Genomic DNA, 18315 nt, shown 5'->3' on the forward strand with positions numbered 1-18315 from the left:
ATGCGCGGTCGTTCTTCACTTAGTGGCACGCGTGTGAGACCCGCGCCGAAGTGGCTCGCGCGAACATCCGCTGCAACGCTCGTAGCCACGTTTTGTGCCTGTACTGTTGGCCCCGACTTCAAGGCGCCGCAGGCGAATGCGCCCACAGACTGGCACGCCATGGACCGAAGCATGGGGGGCGCAAGCGGGCAAATTCCACAGTCAGCGGCCACTTCGGGTTCCACATCGGCGCCAACCGTCGAATCCGATCCCGACCCGCATTGGTGGCGAGGCTTCGGAGACGCAACGCTCAATGCGCTGATCGAGCGCGCATTGCGCGGCAACCCTGACCTGCGCATTGCCGTTGTGCGAATTGCGCAAGCGCGCGAACAGACCCGGCAGGCGGCGGCTCAAGGCTTGCCGGATGTGCGCGCGAGCGCCAGCTATAAGCGCGAGCAACTGGGAGCAAAGGGTTTTCTGGAGTCGGCGGGCGTGTACAACAAGGTCGACGCGCTCGGCGCGCCCAACTCGCCAGTCAACCAGATCGCGCCGGGCGCGGGAGTGAACGTGGAGCGCGGCGTGCAAAGCGCGCTGGACCAGATCACGGCACCCGTGAACCTGTGGCAGGTCGGTTTCGACGCTTCGTGGGAAATCGACCTGTTCGGACGCGTTCGCCGCTCGGTCGAAGCGGCGAATGCGCAAACCGACGTCGCCCTCGAATCGCAACGTGACGCGCAGGTTTCGCTCGAGGCCGAAGTCGCGGAAACCTACCTGCAACTTCGCGGCGCGCAAATGTTACGGGTGACCGCCGCGGACCTCGTCACACAGCAGAAGGACACGGTTGAACTCGCTCGCAGTGCTGCGAAACATGGCCTTGAAAGCGAGCTCGACGTGGAGCGTGCACAAGCCCAGCGCGCGCAAACGGAAGCTCTGCTGCCGCAGTACGATCAGCAGATAGATCAGTCGCTCAATGCACTCGCGGTACTCGCGGGCGAGGCACCGGGCGCGCTCGACGCCGACCTAACGCCGGCGGGCGCGCTGCCGGCCACGCCGCCCACCGTGCCAGTCGGGCTGCCAGCAACGCTCGCGCGTCGCCGGCCCGACATTCGCCGCGCCGAAGCCTCACTACATGCGGCAACGGCCAATGTTGGCGTGGCCGTCGCGCAATTCTTCCCGGACATTTCGCTCACCGGGCAGGCCGGCACGCGCGCGACTTCCCCACACGATCTCACGCACTGGGCGAGCGTATTCTGGTCGTGGGGTCCGAGCGTCTCGCTGCCAGTGTTTCAGGGCGGCGCCCTCGTGGCGAACCTGCGGCTATCGAAGCTCCAGCAGGTCGAAGCCGCGCTCGACTATCGCAAGACCGTGCTTGTTGCGTTGCGCGATGTGAATAATGCCCTCGACGTCTATCGCACCGATCAGGCGCGACTCGTGTCGCTCGACGAAAGCGTCGGCGCACAGCGGCGCGCGGACGAACTCGCGCGCGACAGCTATCGCAAGGGTATTGTGTCGTTCATCGACGTGCTCGATGCCGATCGCCAATTGAGCAGTGCCGCACGGAACGCCCAGCAGGCGGAATTGCAGGTCTGCACCGACCTCGTTTCGCTCTACAAGGCGCTCGGCGGCGGATGGGAGGACGCCGGGCCGCTCGCTGCCTCGCATGCTGTGCCCGCCGCTACACGTTAGCCGAGCAACTCGCGCGCGGCACGACGGCGGCGCTTTCGCTCGCGCTTGAGCGCAGCGAGCGCGGCATCTGCCGTTGCGGCGTCGGCGAACACTTCACGGTGTTGCCCGAGCAGATGTTCCGTAGCCACCGCGTCATTGAGCGCGCCGAATCGATCCTGAAGCCTCCTGAGCGACTTGACGCGCCGGGACTCGCGTCGCCGTAGCACAGGTTGGAAGAATTCAAGCAGATAGCGCAGCCGCTTTGCGCCTTTGCGTACCTCGTGCCAAGGAGCGTAATCGCCGCGATTCGCCCGCTGAGCACGCCTCATCCGCTTGCGTAACGCGCGGCGCGCCGCCCGCACTCGCTCGCGCGCAAGGCATTTGATCGGCGTCCTCCGTGGGGACGTGTTCAACTCGCGGTTCACCCTACGCAGCATCTCGCGTAGTGCGTGTTTGAGATCGGCAGCGGCCAGCGTAGACGATGCTCGTGCACGGGCATCGCGCCGCGCGGTCTGCAAGCGCTCGGTGTCCGGCTTCGTTTGCTCGTCGCCCAGGAGCGAAATCGCAATATCCCAGTCACGCGCCTCGCCGGCGGCCGCTGCCGGGCGCTTGAGATACGCGCGCTCCAGATCCGCGAACTTTCGTCCCAACAGGGGCCGCCATGCCCATATCAATGTACGTAGCCGCCGCAGGGCAACGCGAAGCTTATGAAAATCATCGGGGCTGGGCTCTCCTTGCGCGGCGTGCGCAAGCGCCTCGTCGACAAGGGGCTTCGCAAAGCGGGAGAACTCCGCTTGTGCATTTTTGCACCCACTTTTCGATTGACTCATTTGTCTCTCCACGACTCACGCTTGCGAGCGCCAAGCGGCGCACGTCGCTTGCGCTCCCATCATTACGTTCAGGCCGGAACCGTTTGCGCTTGCGCTGCTCGCGACCACACCCGATGCTGCGCCGTCGATTCGATAAATTCCTTGAGTACGCGCTTGAGATCGCCGTCGTCTCCGGTTACTACGCCGTCGGCCCGATCGGGCAGGTGCGACGCAGCGAGCACGAGCCGGCCCGTGTCGACTGCACCGAGCGCCTTCAGATGCTTGAAAGCCTCGAGCACGAAGTGACGCGCATCGCCCGACTGCGTGAGCGCATCAGCAGCCTTCTCTCCGCCTGGCACGAACACGGCGTCGAACATGACCGACGGCATGCCCGTTATCGTCGCATCGGGGGCAAGGTCCCCGATCAGCGCCAGCGTGGGCGCGATCACGAGCGCCGTCGCGCCTTCCTTCGCGAATGCGTCGCGCAACTGCTTTAGCATGGCGGTGTCGGCACCCGGCGCGGTGAGCAAGGCGATCTTGCGCGTCTTGATGCCGGGCTTCATGCGATTGAGCAGGCTGAGCGCAGGCGATCTGGCCGTTTTTGGCTTACCCGTTTTGCTGCCCGCCTTGGGTTTCGGCAGCCCAAGGGCCTGCGCCACGTTCGCGGCAAGTTCGGCGTCGATGTTCGCGAGAATTTCGCTCACCTCGCGTTCGCGTATTTCGGGCTTTGTGACCTTGCCCAGTTCGAACGTATAGGCGGCCTGGATATGCGCCTTCTCGGGCTCCGACATGCTGTTGTAGAACATCGTCGCCTGCGAAAAGTGGTCCGCGAACGACTCGCTGCGTACGCGGATCTTCACGCCGTCCGTGCGCTCCTGGTAGCTTTCGAAGCCGCCGTCCTTCGGCGCCGTTTCCTTCGGCCAGCCGCCGCTCACGGAATTGGGCTCATACGAAGCTTGCCCAACGTTGATCGTCTGGCGATGCATGGCGTCGCGCTGGTTGTTCTGAAACGGACAGACCGGGCGGTTGATCGGAATCTCGTGAAAGTTCGGACCGCCAAGGCGGCTGATCTGCGTGTCGGTATAGGAGAACAGGCGCCCTTGCAGCAGCGGGTCATTCGTAAAGTCGATGCCCGGCACGAGATGGCCTGGATGGAACGCTACCTGCTCTGTTTCGGCGAAGAAGTTGTCCGGGTTACGGTTGAGCGTCATTTTGCCGATGATCTTCACCGGTACGACTTCTTCGGGAATCAGCTTGGTTGGATCGAGCAGATCGAAGTCGAAAGCGTGCTCGTCGCTCTCTTCTACCACTTGCACGCCCAGTTCGAACTCGGGAAAGTCGCCGCGCTCGATCGCCTCCCACAGGTCACGCCTGTGAAAATCGGGGTCCTTGCCGGCAATCTTCTGTGCCTCGTCCCAAACCAGCGAATACGAGCCGAGCACCGGCCGCCAGTGCCATTTGATGAAGCGCGCGCGGCCCTCGGCATTGATGAGGCGGAACGTATGCACTCCGAATCCTTCCATCGTGCGCAGGCTGCGCGGAATGGCACGATCGGACATGGCCCACATCACCATGTGCGCGCTTTCGGGCACGAGCGAAACAAAGTCCCAGAACGTGTCGTGCGCACTGCCGCCCGTAGGCATTTCGTCAGGCGCTTCGGGTTTTACGGCGTGCACGAAATCGGGAAACTTGATGGCGTCCTGAATGAAAAAGACTGGCATATTGTTGCCGACCAGATCGAAATTTCCTTCTTCCGTGTAGAACTTCGTGGCGAAGCCGCGCACATCCCGCACGGTGTCCGATGAGCCGCGCGGCCCCTGAACTGTCGAAAAGCGCACGTAAACCGGCGTTTCCTTGGAGGGGTCTTGCAGGAAAGCGGCGCGCGTAAGATCTGCTTGGGACTCGTACACGCGAAATACGCCATGCGCAGCGGAACCGCGTGCGTGCACGATGCGCTCCGGAATGCGTTCATGATCGAAGTGCGTGATTTTTTCACGCATGATGAAATCTTCAAGCAAGGATGGGCCACGAGGCCCGGCACGCAGGGTGTTCTGGTTGTCGGCGATCTTCACGCCCTGGTTGGTGCGCAGCGCTTCGTCAGCCGCATGGGCGCGCAACGGCTCGAGACTCCGCAATTTTGCGTCGGTGGGCAGATGTTTGCCGTGAGGGCGATTCCGATGTGACATGAGGTGCTCCTTGTTGTTCATGCTCGCGCTTTAGATAACTGGTTAGGTCAAGCGCAAGCGATGTGCCACCGTCACGGGGGATGTGGCGCGGAAAATCGGCGTCATCGCCACGGTCCGGCACGCTGTTTGCGCCTTCGCGACCAAAGCTCGAACGATCAGGAGCGCGCGATGACAGGATGGATTAAGGCGATCAACGTGGCGACATTGAACGCGCCAGGCATGCAACGCGTCGAACTCGCAGGCGCAGCGGTGCTGCTTGTGAATACCGGTAGTGCGATCCGCGCGTTTGCCGCAGAGTGTCCCCATGCGGGTGCGCCGCTCGAACAGGGCGCGCTGTGCGACGGGCGCATTGTGTGCCCGTGGCACAAGGCGTCGTTTGACGTCGAGAGCGGCGAGTGGCTCGAACCGCCCGCTCTCGAAGGCCTCACTTCATACCCGGTACGTGTCGAAGCTGACGTCGTGTTCGTCGAACTCGAGCCGCAACCCGCGGTTCAGCCGCAAAGGGTATCAACTGAGAGCCAAACGGGGCAGCGCGCGTTCCCGCGCCTCGCAATCATCGGCGGCGGTGCGGCGGGAGCTGCTGCTGCGGCCACACTACTGGAGAACGATTTCGGCGGCGAAGTGACGATGTTCGCCGCCGAGCCGCAAGCGCCTTATGACCGCACCTGTCTGAGCAAATTCGTGCCCGCGGGTGAAATGCCGCCCGACGAAGTCCCGCCGATCCTGCCTGAATCCGTTGCGCGCAATGCGCGCCTGCGCATCGAACACAGCGAGGTGCAGCGTCTCGATGCGCCCTCAAGGCGGGTCACACTTGCCGATGGCCACCAGTTTACTTTCGACGGGGTGCTGATTGCGAGCGGTTCGATCGCGAAACGCCCTGAGATCCCCGGTGGCGACCTCGGCCGGATCTACACGCTTCGCACAGTGGGCGATGCAGGGGCCATCCTCAATGCGCTTTCGTCGGGCGAGCGAGCCGTGATTCTTGGCGAGAGCTTTATCGGCCTGGAAGTGGCATCGGCGCTGCGCAAGCGCAACGTCGATGTGACGGTCGTCGCGCCGGGTGGCGTACCATTGCAGCGACCGCTTGGTGCGCGCGTTGGTGGCTTGTTCCGCGAGTGGCATGAAGCCAATGGCGTGACGTTCCTGCGCGCGAAAGCGCTGCGCTTCACTGGCGTGGACAATGTCGAAACCGTCGAGCTCGACGATGGCACCACTTTGCGGACGAAAGCCGTGATCGCAGGTATCGGAGTGCGCCCGGCGACACGGTTTATTAGTGGCCTCGATCTCGAGGAGGATGGCGGCATCACGGTGGATACGGCGATGCGCGCTGCACCGGACATTTACGCTGTAGGCGATATCGCACACGTTCTGACGGCTGACGGCAAGTTGAATACGGCTCGCATCGAGCATTGGCGCGTCGCACAACAACAGGCGCGCATCGCAGCCTTGAACATGATGGGAGAGCATGCGCGCTATGAAAGCGTGCCGTTCTTCTGGACCGAGCACTATGGCAAACGCCTCGACTATCTGGGGCACGTTGAACACCGAGACGAACCGGTGATATCAGGCAAACCCGGAGAGACTCGCTTTTTCGCCCTGTACGTACATCTCGGCCATGTGGAGGCCGTCCTCGCCTGCGGCTACGAACGCGAAATGGCGCAGCTTAGCGAGCGCATGCGCAAACGCATGTCCATCGAAGTCGTGCGTGAGATATTGGGGGCCTGATGCATCAACCCATGATTGGCATGTATCTCGATGCCTGCGGCGGGATGTGTCGCGGTTAAGAGTGCGCATGCCATCTCGCCATGCCTGCCACCGTTCCGCGCGCCGTATATTACGCACTCGCCTCGAACGTCGCGGTGGCGATCTGCAAGTTCGCCGCGGCGCTGTACACGAATTCTGGTGCAACTCTCGCTGAGGCAGCCCACTCGAGCGCCGACTGCCTGAACCAGATCCTGCTCATCGCTGGGCGGCGCGCGGCCCACAATCGCCCCGACGAACAACATCCGCTCGGATTCGGTCGTGAGACGCACTTCTACGCCATGCTCGTGGCCTTGCAGTTCTTCATGGTGGGCGGCGGCGTCTCCGTGGCGATTGGCGTGTGGCGTCTCTGGCATCACAGTGGCCTGGATCGTCCCGAAGTCGCGGTGGGCGTGTTGCTCCTGTCCGCCCTTGTCGAGGGCATTGCCTTGCGCGCCTCGATCCACTCAATCGATCGCAGGCGCCGCGCCGGCGGGCTATGGCGCTGGTTTCGCGAGACCGGTGAACTGGAAAACATGCTCTCGATCGTCGAGGACGCAGCGGCCCTCGTGGGCGTGCTCGTCTCGGTCGCCGGCACCGGGCTCGCCGCTCTCACCGGCTGGGCGGGATTCGACGCGCTTGGCAGCATCGGCGTAGGTTGCGTGATGATGGCAACGGCCGTGTTCTCGCTTCGTGAGATCAAATCGCTCATCGTGGGCGAAGCGGCGCGGGCCAGCGTGCGTCAGGAGATGCGTGCATGGCTCGACACGCGCCCCGAAATTCGGCACGTTGTGAGCCTGGTCGTGCTGCGCTGGTCGGACAACCTGCTCGTTGCGGTCCAGGCGCAACTGACCGAGTGTTGCAACGCGGAGGAACTCGTGCGCACCATCGACCGCGTCGAGAACGACCTCCACGGAGCATTTCCCAAGGTGCGCTGGGTGTTCTTTGAACCGGAACTGCGCGAGCATGGCGAACACCCCGTGTGAGCGTCTCGCCTACCGAGCCATATCTCCTGTTATCCCGGGCATACGACACGATCCGCCGGGACACCAGAGGCATCAGACTGCATCAGGCAAGCGCATTGCGCATACCGAAGCCGTACCTCTCGCGAGGGTCTGCGGGCTTTTGCCACGCCTGCGCTTCGCGTCGAGTCCTCATCGATTCTTGCCCGACAACGAGGCCGCCATGCACACAGCCCCCAGCACCCGCGCGCCGCGCCCGCACTCCACGGCGCGCAAACACGCCGACACGGAGCCACGGTCTGACACGGAGAGCCTGCCCGACGCTGTACCCGTCGAACTCACTGTCAATGGCACGCACCACGCATTGCGCGTTGAACCATGGACCAGCCTCCTCGACCTTCTGCGCGAGCAGCTTCAACTCACTGGCACCAAGAAAGGTTGCGATCACGGTCAATGCGGCGCATGCACTGTGCTAGTGAACGGCACGCGAATTAACGCGTGCCTGGCACTCGCGGTGTCACACGACGGCGCGGACGTCACGACGGTCGAGGGACTGGCGCAGGACGGCGCGCTACACCCGGTACAGCAGGCGTTCATCGAGCACGATGCGTTTCAGTGCGGCTATTGCACGCCGGGGCAGGTCTGCTCGGCCGTGGGGCTGCTAGCCGAAGGCCACGCGCAGTGCCGCGACGACGTGCGCGAACAGATGAGCGGCAACCTGTGCCGCTGCGGCGCTTACGTGAACATCGCGAACGCAGTGGAAGCCGTGCGCCGCGTGGAATGCCTACGCAACCGCGAAGGAGACGACGTATGAACCGCTTCTCCTACACACGCGCCAAAAGCGTCGCCGACGCAGTACGTCTGCATGCGGTAACACCCAACGCCGAATTCCTTGCCGGCGGCACGAATCTGGTCGATTTGATGCGCGAGAACGTCATGCGTCCCGCCGCGATCATCGACATCACGCGGCTGCCGCTTCGCGAGATCGAGGCAACGCAATACGGTGCACTGCGCATCGGCGCGCTCGTGTCTAATAGCACGCTTGCTTGGGACACGCGCGTAATCGAGCGCTATCCGCTGCTCGCCGCAGCCCTTCTGGCAGGCGCCTGCGCCCAGATCCGTAACGCGGCGACTGTCGGTGGCAACCTGCTTCAGCGCACACGCTGCCTTTACTTCTATGATCCAGCCACGAGCTGCAACAAGCGAGTTCCCGGCACCGGTTGCGCCGCGCTCGATGGAGTGAATCGCATGCACGCGATTTTTGGTGCGAGCGAGGATTGCATCGCCACGCACCCCTCTGATATGTGTGTGGCATTGGCAGCACTCGATGCGTCGCTCCATGTGGCAGGCCGGCGCGGCATACGCACATTGCCGTTCGACGACCTGCACCGCCTGCCGGGCCACACGCCGCACCGTGAAACGACGCTCGCCGACGAAGAGCTCATCACGGCCATCGAAGTGCCAAGTGAAGGATACGCACAGCACTTCTCGTATCTGAAGCTGCGCGACCGGCAGTCGTACGCGTTCGCGCTCGTTTCGGTCGCGCTGGGCGTGCGGGTCGAGAAAGGCGCGATTCGCGCATTGGGCTGCGCGCTGGGCGGAGTGGCCCACAAACCGTGGCGCGATCGCGACGCGGAAACGTTGCTGATCGGCCGGGCAGCCGACGATATCTCCGCGATCGAGCGCTACGCCGACGGCGTCGTGGCACACGCGGACCCTCGCCCGGGCAACGAGTTCAAGGTCGACCTCGCGCGTCGAGCCATCGTACGCGCATTCGAGCGGGCGCTTGCGCCCGATTCTGCGCCGCTGGCCGGGCGCGACCCAGGGGAGCAACCAGCATGAGCGCCGCTTTCGAAACCCGCCCGATACACAGCGCGCGTATTGGGGAGCCGCTATCCCGCGTGGACGGCCACGCAAAGGTTACCGGCGCCGCACGCTACGCCGCCGAATTCGCCGCTACCGGACTTGTGCATGGCGTAGTCGTCAACGCGACGATCGCGCGCGGCGAGATCGTCGCGATCGACGCCTCAGCGGCGCAAGCGCTGCCCGGCGTGCTGCATGTCCTGACGCATGAGAACCGCATCGCGCTCGCCACGGAGGACGCCGACTGGAAGGACCAGATCGCGCCCGGTGGAACACCGTTTCGCCCCCTCGCCGACGCACGCGTGCGATTTGCTGGCCAACCGATCGCGCTCGTGGTCGCAGAAACCCCAGAACTCGCGCAATACGCGGCCACGCTCCTACGCGTGCGCTACCGTAGCGAACCGCATCAGACCGAGCTGGCAAAGGTGGTGCAGGATGCCGTCATACCATCCACCGAAAAGGGCGGCTTCGAGCCGCCGCCCGCTCCGCGCGGCGACGCCTACCGGGCACTCCAGCGCGCTCACGCACGCTCCGATGCGTTTTATGCCACTCCTGTAGAGTTCCATCAGCCCATGGAGATGCACGGTTGCACCGTTGTGCCATCTGCGGATGGCCGCTTTACGGTCTACGAGAAGACCCAAGGCGTCGCCAACACACAGCAATATCTGATGAAGGTTTTTGGCCTCCAGCAGGAGCGCGTGCATGTGATTTCGCCATTCGTGGGCGGCGCCTTCGGCTCCGGCCTGCGCCCGCAATATCATCTGCCGCTCGCGATGATGGCCGCGCGCGCCCTGCGCCGTCCGATACGCGTCGTACTCACACGCGCACAGATGTTCACCTTCGGTCATCGACCCGCGTCGATCCAGCACGTCGCGCTTGGCGCGCGACGCGACGGCAGGCTCGACGCGATCGTTCACGAGGCGGTAGGCGAGACCTCCCAGTTTGAGGACTTTACCGATGTAGTCGTGAATTGGACCGGGCGGCTCTACCGTGCGCCGAACGTCCAACTCGGCTACAAGCTGGCGCGGCTCGATGTGTACACTCCACTCGACATGCGCGCACCGGGCGCTGCGCAAGGTCTCTTCGCGCTCGAATCCGCGATGGACGAACTTGCCGTCGCACTGGAAATGGACCCACTCGAATTGCGTATCCGCAACTACGCGGACGACGACGCGAGCAAGCAACTGCCGTATTCGAGCAAGGCCCTGCTCGACTGCTACGCGCAAGGCGCGGAACGCTTCGGATGGGGCGCGCGCATCGCGACGCCACGCTCGATGCGCGACGGCCACGAACTGGTCGGCTACGGCATGGCGACAGGCATGTGGGAAGCCATGCAGACCGAAGCCAGCGTGCGTGCGGTGCTGAATGCTCAGGGACGCCTCGATCTGTCGAGCGCCACTGCGGACATCGGAACGGGCACGTACACCGCCATTTCGCAGATCGCCGCCGACGCCCTGCGCATGAGCATCGACGATGTGGACTTCACACTCGGAGATACATCGCTGCCGCCAGCGCCGATTGAGGGCGGCTCATGGACGGTGTCGTCCGTGGGCAGTGCCGCCTCGGTCGCTTGCACGGAACTGCGTTCAAGACTAGCGCAACTGCTGCCCGCGCACGGCGGTATCGCCTTCGCCAATCTCGACCCGGCCGTGCTCGACGACGCGCTCATGATTGAGCACGGCGAAATCGTCCTGCCCCAAGAAGTGGGGCTGGGCAGCGCGCGCGTTCGCATCGCCGACGTGCTTGCAGACGCGGGTATGAAATCGCTGGCAGCCCAGGTCACGCTCAAGCCCGACGATATCCAGAAGCGCTACTCGATGGCTACACACTCGGCCGTGTTCACAGAAGTGCGCGTGGACGAGGAGCTCGGCCAGGTTCGCGTCACGCGCGTGGTGAGCGCTGTCGCTGCGGGCCGCATCGTCAATCCGAAAACGGCATCAAACCAGATTGCTGGCGGCGTGGTGTGGGGAATCGGCATGGCTCTGCACGAGCATGCACAATTCGACCATACGCTCGGGCGCATCATGAATCACAACCTCGCGGAGTATCACGTGCCCGTCAATCGCGATATCGGCGAGATCGACGTGCTTTTCGTGGACGAACACGACGAGGTAGTGAATCCGCTCGGCGCCAAGGGCGTGGGAGAGATTGGCGTGGTAGGCGTCGCCGCTGCCGTCGCCAATGCGATTTACAACGCCACGGGCAAGCGTGTGCGTGAACTGCCCATCACGCTCGACAAGCTGCTCTGATCTGCCACCACCGCTCCCGACGCGTGGGCGCCCCTAGACGTGCGCCCACGCCAACATCGCGACAACGTATGTCACAGGATGGCCAAAGAGATAACACGCATGTCCAACCTGCGGAGATGGGCCATCGCAAGCCAGCAGATTGCCCGGCAACTCCTATTCCCAAGGCCAGCTGGCACAATCGGGGGGCGGGCGCCGGGCGGCGCCCGTTAAATCGATGGCCGCAACACTCCATGCCCTGATGGCCATCGATCAACGCATGTGCCGTAACCGGAAGTCGCGCGCAATCCAACCAGGCAAGCCGGAACGCAGGACAACGCGGAAGACTCGCCGAGGGCCGATCAGCAGTGTGCTGAGCAAGATAGAGCCGAGCAGGGTCACATGGGGCGCCGAGGCGAACGCGGTCACGACGTTAGCAATGCTCAGCGGATTTGCTCGGACTGAGTCGAACTCGACTGCGCGCGAGCCGACGTTTTCCGCAAGCAACTGCACGCGTGTAAGCTCCATATGACTGAGCAGGATCGCCTCAGATGCCTGCCGGCTCAGCGGTGCGCGACGCCTCATTTAAGCGCCTCCTTGAGCGTCTCGAGGTCGGCGCGCAGTTCGCTTTTGAGTATAGCGAACGACCGCACCGGCCTCTGAGCGCGGAAGACAAACAATGCCGCCACAGAAGCCACTAGCCAGAGCGCCGCGATGCTCCATACGACAACAATAAAATAGCGCGTGTTCCAGGCAGATGCTATCAGTGCGATGCAGAAAAACGAGAGCGTAAACAAGCCGCTCACAGCGAGTGCCACGAGCGCGATGATCTCGCGTGTCACGTAGGCCCGAGCCTCGGACAGTTCGAGCGAAAGCAGGTGCCCGTAGTCCGCCGTGCGTAGGGTGACGAACCGCAATACGTTGTGCCAGCGGTCGAGCTTCGCATGTATCGTCATGGCCCACCTCGCACATGGGGCTGCTCAACATAGCCGTCGGATGCACGTCGCTCATTCGCGGTTCGCCGCCCATAAGGCACCCAAGGCGAAGCCGAATCCCAAAGCGATTCCCAGCATTGCCAGGGGGTTGTCCGCAACCGCCTCGCGCGTCGCCCCGGCCGCGTCGGTCGCAAGCTGCTGTGATTTACCGCATAGCGCCCTTGCTTTGCCCGATACTTGCATGCTGGTTCGCCCGAGCATGTCTCCCACAGCCTCCTGTGCTGTGCCGGCGAGTTCACGCATGGTGCCTTCGGCCTTCGTCGTTCCCATTTTCATGTCTCTCTCCTGTCGATTTGCCGGCGCAATGCGCGAAACCCGCGCAAATCCCATGTCCAGCACCGGCCTATGCGCAACGCGCGTGCCACGAGGCGAGCGCAGGGTGTGAGCGCGTCTGGAAAACCTAGAGGACTTGCACAATGGCATGCGCAGCCAAGGCAGCACAAATGACGACCGTGGCGAGCCAGCACAATGCGCGTGTCAACCAGTGCGCTTTCATCTCGCCCACCGCATCACGGCGCGCGCTCAGAAGTACCAGCAGGATCAGTACCGGGGAAACGGTCATCCCATTGGTCAATGCACTCCAGTAACAAGCCCGCAGCGGATCAACGCCGAATGCGTAGAACAGCAATGCGATGATCGCGCTCACCATCATGAGCAGCACCAGTACGCCGGCGATCCGGCGGTCGCGCTGCTCGCCTTGCGGCCACCCGAACGAACTGGCCGCGGCGTGCGCAGCGGAACCGGCGAGCGGCGGGAGGGCTAACAGAGCGGTGCCGAGGAGCGCGAAGCCGAGCACGCTTTGAGCATAGCCGCCCGCGACCGGGGCGATCGCCTGCGCCGCCGCCCGCGCCTGCCCGAACGGCGAGAGTGACGGATGTGCCGCATGCAGCGTCACAGCCGCGGCACATAGAATGAATGCGCTGCATAAGTTGGAGAGAAGGCAGCGGACCAGCGTGTCGCGCCGCATGTCTCGTAGCTGCTGCCGCAAATCCTTCGAGGACGTACGGCGACTATTGCGTTGCGCCTGACCACCCGAACGCTCTTCGACTTCCTGCTCCGCCTGGGAGAACAACAGATACGGGCTGACCGTTGTGCCGAGCACCGCGAGCAGCATCGCCAGGAAATCCTCTGACCAGGCCACATGAGGGACGAGCGCCCCCGCCACGGTGCGCCACGGCACGTCCGCTATGAACAGGACGCCGGCATAGCAGAAAAGTGAAAGAGCAAGCCACTTGAGGTAACTGGCGTAACGCGCATAAGGCATGCACCACTGGAGGGCGAGTGAGGTACCAGCAAAAATAATCGTAAAGAACGGGACCGATCCCTGGAAAATCAGATGCGCCGCTTCGCCCATTGCCAGCATGTCGGCTGCAATGTTGACGGTATTGGCGCCGAGGAAACGCGCGACCGCGAGCAGAAACAACCAACGCGAATAGTGTTCCCGCATGTTCTCAGTAAGGCCACTGCCCGTCACGGCCGCAACGCGCGCGGCCACCAACTGGAGCGCAACCATCGACGGGTAGGAAAGCACGCAGACCCACAGCAGATCGAAGCCGTACTGCGCGCCGGCTAACGAATACGTCAGAATGCCGCCGGGATCGTTGTCAGTGGCTATCGTACCGAGGCCGGGGCCGATGTCCGCCGCCCAGCCGTGCGCTGGCAGGCCGCTACGGCTTCGTCGTTGGGTTCGGTTCGCGAGAAGGCGTCGCGAATGTCGGGGCTCGCCGGTTTTCATGACAAGAGGCAGATGGCTCGTTCGGCACGCACTCGCACGCCCGCGCAGACGGCATACCCGCGCACCCGCGTTGCCGCCAATCGCATTCAGGACGCGGCATCCCATTTGCTATGTCCAGACAGGGAAGCAACCCGGTCTTTTCATCGTGGCATCTGCTGGGCACAACCAGGAGGAAATCGCAATGGCTAACATTCTCGACAACTGCAAGGTTGCAATTCTTGCGGTGGATGGATTCGAAGAAGTTGAATTAACCGAGCCGCTTAGAGCGCTGATGGAAGCTGGCGCAAAAGTCGACGTGATCTCAGAGAAAGCCGGTGAAATTCAGGGGTTTCGACATGTCGAAAAGGGAAGCAAAATCCGCGTCGACCGGACTTTTGACGGCGTAAAGGCCGACGACTACGACGCGATCGTGCTCCCCGGCGGCGTGGTGAATGGCGACGCCATCCGGCTCATCCCTGAGGCGCAGGCATTCGTGCGCGCGGCCAACGACGCGCACAAGCCAATAGCCGTGATCTGTCATGGTGGCTGGCTGCCGGTGTCCGCAGGCATCGTTGAGGGACACACGATGACGAGTTGGCCGTCACTGCAGGATGACATTCGCAATGCAGGCGGCAAATGGGTCGACGAGAGCATAGTCCACGACGGCAACTTCATTACGAGTCGTAAGCCCGATGACCTACCCGCCTTCAATGCGGAGCTGATCTCAACGCTCTCGGCCGCAGCGGGCACCGCATGATGCGGATGGCCCGCTGAACCTGCTGAACCCACCCGTAACCCAGAGCTGTCACGCAGGAGCGCCAATGACACAAAGCACCCGGATCGCCGCCGGCATCGCCAGCGTCACAGTAGGCGCCGCACTCGCGCTCTGGTCAACGCGCGATCTACGTGAGGCGAAACGCGCCTCGGCACCCGGCAAGCACATCGCAGCTGCGCGCGCGTTCAATCACGGCTCCGCCCTGCTCGCGCTCTCCGTGCTGGCCGATAGCGCCATGGAGCATTACCGCGGCTCATTCGAGAATTGCGCAATGTACTTGCCGCCCGTGGTTGCGTTCTGCTCGCTGGGCGCAGCCCTGCATGGCGGCGCCGATGCGCGCGCGGAGTCGCACCGGTTGCGTCATGCAATTCAGATATGTGGCGCGGCCACGGGTACAGCAGGCACCGCGTTCCATCTCTATAACGTGACGAAGCGGCCCGGCGGGCTCTCCTGGCAAAACCTATTCTATGGCGCCCCAGCGGGGGCGCCATTCGCGCTGGTGCTTTCCGGCGTACTCGGCTCGATCGCCGAGCAGCTACGCGATGAGCCCGAGCACGATCCGCAGCTTTTCGGCATGCCCGCCGGCAAAGCACTCGCCCTGGTCGCGGGTGCGGGGCTGATCGGCACGGCGGCGGAGGCTGCGTTGCTGCACTTTCGCGGCTCGTTTCAGCACCCAGCCATGTACGCGCCAGTGACCGTCGTGCCCGTGGGTGGCGTGCTGCTGGCTCATGCGGCGTTCGCCTCGCCCCGGCATGCGGCTCGCGCAAGTGTCTTCGCGCGACTGTGGCTGCGCCTTACCGCAGCGCTCGGCTTTGCGGGACTCGGCTTTCACGTGAACGGCGTAGTGCGCGCGCACGGCGGCTGGCACAACTGGTCGCAGAACCTGTTCGCGGGGCCGCCCCTACCGGCGCCGCCCGCGTTCAGTGCACTCGCGCTCGCGGGCCTCGCTGCGTTGCGTATGCGGGAGACGGAGCGATGAAGCGCACACCGAAGTACCCCGGCTACGATGTGCTCGCCAAGCGCGAGACGCCTTCGTGGGATGTGCCCACCCGCGCGGTGATAGCCGCGCGCCTGAACACACCAGACAAGGCTCGCTATCTCGCGCCTTCGCGTTGGCAAACATTGAAAGCGCTGTGCGCCACGATCGTCCCTCAAGCGGGCTCCGGCGACCACGAAAATCGCTGCGTGCCCCTCGCCGCGCTCGTGGAAGAAAAACTGCTCGACGATCGCCGCGACGGCTATCGCGACGCACGCCTGCCGCCGTTACGCGAAGCGTGGGAAATGGGACTCGCGGCTCTCGATGCGGAAAGCAGAGCCGCCTTCCGCTCGCCCTTCGCGAGTCTCGACGACGAACAGCGGCGCCTACTCGTCACGCGCATGCAGCAAGGCAAGCTGCGCGGCAGCGCATGGCGCGGCGTTCCGTGCGACGTGTTCTTCCAGAAGCGCGTGCTGCACGATCTGGCATCCGCCTACTGGTCGCACCCCACCGCCTGGAACGCAATGGGCTTCGGCGGCCCGGCGAACCCGCGTGGCTATGTGCGCCTCTACACGAACCGCCGCGACCCGTGGGAAGCCGTCGAGGCCGACGAGAGCGAGAGCGCACAACTGGCGGCGCGCCTGGAGAATAAGCATGTGCGCTGACCGCAACGTGGACGCTCGGGAGGCTCCACGCGGCAGACACGGCCGCGCACCGGACGTGTTCCGGCCCGGCGGCTGGTTACCGATGCGAGAATACGCGCTGGAAGACGCCGTGGACTTCGCGATCGTTGGGACCGGCGCCGGCGGTGCCACGCTCGCGTGCCGCCTCGCAGAAGCCGGCTTTCGCGTCATCGCATTCGACGCAGGAGCTTGGTGGAGACCGCTTGAAGAATTCGCGTCTGACGAGACGCACCAGGCGAAGCTCTACTGGACGGACGAGCGCATATGCGACGGCGAGAATCCGCTACAACTCGGTAGCAACAACAGCGGCAAGGCGGTGGGCGGCAGCACCGTGCACTTCGCGATGGTCTCGCTACGCTTTCGGCCCGAATGGTTTCAGTCGCGCACGAAACTCGGATACGGCGCTGACTGGCCGATCGACTGGCGCGAGATGTGGCGCTACTACACTGAAGTCGAGCGCGCGCTGTGCATTTCCGGACCCGTGCGCTACCCGTGGGGCCCGAAGCGGCCGCGGTATCCGTATCGCGCGCATGAGGTCAACGCCGCCGGACTCGTGCTCGCGCGCGGTTGCGAGGCGTTGGGCATTCCGTGGTGCCCCACGCCGCTCGCGACGCTCTCCGCACCGCGCGGCGACGCGCATCAATGCGTCTATCGCGGCTTTTGCGTAACGGGCTGCGCGACCAACGCCAAGCAAAGCGCACTCGTCACGTGGATTCCGCGAGCCGTGCGTGCGGGGGCCGAGATTCGCGATCTCGCGATGGTGGGCCGCATCGAGACCGACGCGGTGGGCCGTGCGAGCGGCGTGCACTTTCACCGCGAGGGACACTGGCATTTCCAGCGCGCGCGCAACGTGGTCGTGGCCGGTTACGCCATCGAGACACCGCGCCTGCTGCTGCTCTCCGCGAATGAACGTTTTCCCGATGGGCTGGCGAACCGTTCAGGTCTCGTCGGCAAGAACCTGATGGTGCAGACCAACCAAGCGGCATGGGGCACGTTCGAAGACGAAATCCGCTGGTACAAGGGGCCGCCTTCGCTCGCGCTAACCGAGCACTGGAACTATGAGGACAAGGGCAAGGATTTTCACGGCGGCTATTGCTACATGAGCCAGGGACCGCTACCGCTCGTGTGGGCGGCGACGCAGACGAGCCGCGGCCTGTGGGGCGATGCGCTCATGCGCGAAATGACGAAATACAACCACCAGGCCGGCCTCAAGATGGTGGGCGAAACGCTGCCGCAGGAGCGCAACCGCGTGACGCTCGCCGACGAGAAGGACGCGCTCGGCCTGCGCGTTGCACGCGTGACCTGGTCGATGTGCGACAACGACCGGCAGCTTGTGCGCCACGGCCTTGACTACATGAGCCGCGCGCTCGCCGCAGCGGGCGCGGCCGAAATCTGGACGCAGGACGACGACACCTGCCACCTGAACGGCACCGCGCGCATGGGCAGCGATGCCCAGACGAGCGTCGTGAATGCCGACTGCCGCTCGTGGGACATTCCGAATCTCTGGATCTGCGACGGCTCCGTTTTTCCAACCGTTGGCGGCGTGAACCCTTCGCTGACCATTCAGGCGATCGCCTGTCGCACAGCCGACCGCATTCGGGTACTCGCCGCACGTGGGGAGCTTTGATGCCCAGGCACGGTCCCGCGAGACGGACCGGGCACATCTCGTGCGCGCTCAAGGTGCAAGCGCAGCGCGCGCGACCGAGGAGCCGAATCATGTCCCGTGACCAGCCTGCAATTGCC

General features: G+C 64.0%; 16 protein-coding genes. 10 read left to right on the forward strand and 6 right to left on the reverse strand.

Features of this window, described 5'->3' with window-relative positions; translation table 11 throughout:
- Entirely contained in the window at positions 1-1665 is a 1665-nt protein-coding gene (locus C7401_RS41240; protein WP_112177811.1) for an efflux transporter outer membrane subunit, read from the forward strand.
- Here C7401_RS41240 and C7401_RS41245 read toward each other — a convergent pair.
- Positions 1662-2474: a CHAD domain-containing protein gene (locus tag C7401_RS41245; RefSeq protein WP_112177812.1), complete on the reverse strand. Its 813-nt coding sequence runs from the start codon at positions 2472-2474 to the stop codon at positions 1662-1664. The genes C7401_RS41240 and C7401_RS41245 overlap by 4 nt on opposite strands.
- Before the next feature lie 68 nt (positions 2475-2542).
- Positions 2543-4639: a catalase HPII gene (gene katE / locus C7401_RS41250; RefSeq protein ID WP_165842126.1), complete on the reverse strand. Its 2097-nt coding sequence runs from the start codon at positions 4637-4639 to the stop codon at positions 2543-2545.
- A 168-nt stretch (positions 4640-4807) separates the two neighbouring features.
- On the opposite strand from katE, the gene C7401_RS41255 reads away from it, so the two are divergent.
- From C7401_RS41255 to C7401_RS41275, 5 genes are all read left to right on the forward strand, one after another.
- Entirely contained in the window at positions 4808-6364 is a 1557-nt protein-coding gene (locus tag C7401_RS41255; RefSeq protein ID WP_112177850.1) for an FAD-dependent oxidoreductase, read from the forward strand.
- Between the two features lie 80 nt (positions 6365-6444).
- Positions 6445-7365: a cation diffusion facilitator family transporter gene (locus C7401_RS41260; protein ID WP_112177814.1), complete on the forward strand. Its 921-nt coding sequence runs from the start codon at positions 6445-6447 to the stop codon at positions 7363-7365.
- A 199-nt stretch (positions 7366-7564) separates the two neighbouring features.
- Positions 7565-8155, forward strand: coding sequence for a (2Fe-2S)-binding protein (locus C7401_RS41265; RefSeq protein WP_112177815.1), 591 nt, complete (start codon positions 7565-7567; stop codon positions 8153-8155).
- On the forward strand, positions 8152-9183 hold the full coding sequence (locus C7401_RS41270) for an FAD binding domain-containing protein (protein ID WP_112177816.1): 1032 nt from the start codon (positions 8152-8154) through the stop codon (positions 9181-9183). Before C7401_RS41265 ends, C7401_RS41270 begins: the two co-directional genes overlap by 4 nt.
- Complete coding sequence (locus C7401_RS41275) at positions 9180-11453, forward strand: xanthine dehydrogenase family protein molybdopterin-binding subunit (RefSeq protein ID WP_112177817.1); 2274 nt, start codon at positions 9180-9182, stop codon at positions 11451-11453. Before C7401_RS41270 ends, C7401_RS41275 begins: the two co-directional genes overlap by 4 nt.
- Positions 11454-11702: 249 nt before the next feature.
- On the opposite strand, the gene C7401_RS41280 is transcribed toward C7401_RS41275, so the two are convergent.
- The 4 genes from C7401_RS41280 to C7401_RS41295 all read right to left on the reverse strand — a co-directional run bounded on the left by C7401_RS41280 (position 11703) and on the right by C7401_RS41295 (position 14159).
- Positions 11703-12014: a hypothetical protein gene (locus C7401_RS41280; RefSeq protein ID WP_112177818.1), complete on the reverse strand. Its 312-nt coding sequence runs from the start codon at positions 12012-12014 to the stop codon at positions 11703-11705.
- A complete protein-coding gene (locus tag C7401_RS41285) occupies positions 12011-12385 on the reverse strand; it encodes a phage holin family protein (RefSeq protein WP_112177819.1) in 375 nt (124 codons plus the stop codon). Before C7401_RS41285 ends, C7401_RS41280 begins: the two co-directional genes overlap by 4 nt.
- 51 nt (positions 12386-12436) lie before the next feature.
- Positions 12437-12700 carry a CsbD family protein gene (locus tag C7401_RS41290; protein ID WP_244315080.1) on the reverse strand — a complete coding sequence of 88 codons (264 nt, stop codon included), beginning with the start codon at positions 12698-12700 and terminating at the stop codon, positions 12437-12439.
- Positions 12701-12824: 124 nt separating this feature from the next.
- Positions 12825-14159: an NRAMP family divalent metal transporter gene (locus tag C7401_RS41295; RefSeq protein WP_112177820.1), complete on the reverse strand. Its 1335-nt coding sequence runs from the start codon at positions 14157-14159 to the stop codon at positions 12825-12827.
- 181 nt (positions 14160-14340) lie between these two features.
- On the opposite strand from C7401_RS41295, the gene C7401_RS41300 reads away from it, so the two are divergent.
- The 4 genes from C7401_RS41300 (at position 14341) to C7401_RS41315 (ending at position 18199) form a co-directional block, all read left to right on the forward strand.
- The gene (locus C7401_RS41300) at positions 14341-14895 is read left to right on the forward strand and encodes a type 1 glutamine amidotransferase domain-containing protein (RefSeq protein WP_112177821.1); all 555 of its coding nucleotides are present in this window, start codon (positions 14341-14343) and stop codon (positions 14893-14895) included.
- Between the two features lie 64 nt (positions 14896-14959).
- Positions 14960-15892: a hypothetical protein gene (locus tag C7401_RS41305; protein WP_112177822.1), complete on the forward strand. Its 933-nt coding sequence runs from the start codon at positions 14960-14962 to the stop codon at positions 15890-15892.
- The gene (locus tag C7401_RS41310) at positions 15889-16554 is read left to right on the forward strand and encodes a gluconate 2-dehydrogenase subunit 3 family protein (RefSeq protein WP_112177823.1); all 666 of its coding nucleotides are present in this window, start codon (positions 15889-15891) and stop codon (positions 16552-16554) included. Before C7401_RS41305 ends, C7401_RS41310 begins: the two co-directional genes overlap by 4 nt.
- Entirely contained in the window at positions 16544-18199 is a 1656-nt protein-coding gene (locus C7401_RS41315) for a GMC family oxidoreductase (protein WP_112177824.1), read from the forward strand. Before C7401_RS41310 ends, C7401_RS41315 begins: the two co-directional genes overlap by 11 nt.
- Positions 18200-18315 lie beyond the last annotated feature (116 nt).

Source organism: Paraburkholderia unamae (assembly GCF_003268775.1).
Classification (GTDB): Bacteria; Pseudomonadota; Gammaproteobacteria; order Burkholderiales; family Burkholderiaceae; genus Paraburkholderia; species Paraburkholderia unamae.